The following is a 1,190-nucleotide window of genomic DNA, read 5'->3' on the forward strand; positions in this document are numbered from 1 at the left end:
TTTGACGTCATCCCCACCTTCCTCACGGTTTGCACCGGCAGTCCCGTTAGAGTCCCCATCATGACATGCTGGCAACTAACGGTAGGGGTTGCGCTCGTTATAGGACTTAACCTGACACCTCACGGCACGAGCTGACGACAACCATGCAGCACCTTGCAAATTGCCCGAAGGAAAATCTATCTCTAGACCTGTCAATATGCATTTAAGCCCTGGTAAGGTTCCTCGCGTATCATCGAATTAAACCACATGCTCCACCGCTTGTGCGGGCCCCCGTCAATTCCTTTGAGTTTCATTCTTGCGAACGTACTCCCAGGTGGGATACTTATCACTTTCGCTTGGCCGCCCAGAACTCAAGGTTCCGGACAGCTAGTATCCATCGTTTACGGCGTGGACTACCAGGGTATCTAATCCTGTTCGCTCCCCACGCTTTCGTCCATCAGCGTCAGTATATAGTTAGTCACCTGCCTTCGCAATCGGTGTTCTATGTAATATCTATGCATTTCACCGCTACACTACATATTCCGGCAACTTCACTATAACTCAAGACCGACAGTATCAAAGGCAGTTCTACCGTTGAGCGGCAGACTTTCACCCCTGACTTATCGGCCCGCCTACGGACCCTTTAAACCCAATAATTCCGGATAACGCTCGGACCCTCCGTATTACCGCGGCTGCTGGCACGGAGTTAGCCGGTCCTTATTCTTACGGTACCGTCAGTAAGCTACACGTAGCTCTTTTCTTCCCGTATAAAAGCAGTTTACTACCCATAGGGCATTCTTCCTGCACGCGGCATGGCTGGATCAGAGTCTCCTCCATTGTCCAATATTCCTCACTGCTGCCTCCCGTAGGAGTCTGGTCCGTGTCTCAGTACCAGTGTGGGGGATCCCCCTCTCAGGGCCCCTACCCATCGTAGTCTTGGTAAGCCGTTACCTTACCAACAAACTAATGGGACGCATGGCCATCCTTGTACCGCCCGAAGGCTTAACCATATCCCGATGCCGGGTCATGGTACCACGGGCATTAATCCAAGTTTCCCTGGGCTATTCCCCTGTACAAGGTAGGTTCCATACGCGGTGCGCACCCGTGCGCCGGTCGTCAGCGGAGCAAGCTCCCTGTTACCCCTCGACTTGCATGTGTTAGGCCTGCGCTAGCGTTCATCTGAGCCAGGATCAAACTCTTCATCGTTGTTT

At 52.6% G+C, this 1,190-nt stretch carries 1 rRNA gene (only partly in view); it reads right to left on the reverse strand.

What is annotated here, in order from left to right:
• Positions 1 to 1,185 (reverse strand): 16S ribosomal RNA (locus P178_RS0121175); it reaches 334 nt to the left of the window's first position.
• Between the last annotated feature and the right edge of the window lie 5 nt (positions 1,186 to 1,190).

Source organism: Maribacter sp. Hel_I_7 (genome assembly GCF_000688315.1).
In the GTDB taxonomy this organism is placed as follows: domain Bacteria; phylum Bacteroidota; class Bacteroidia; order Flavobacteriales; family Flavobacteriaceae; genus Maribacter; species Maribacter stanieri.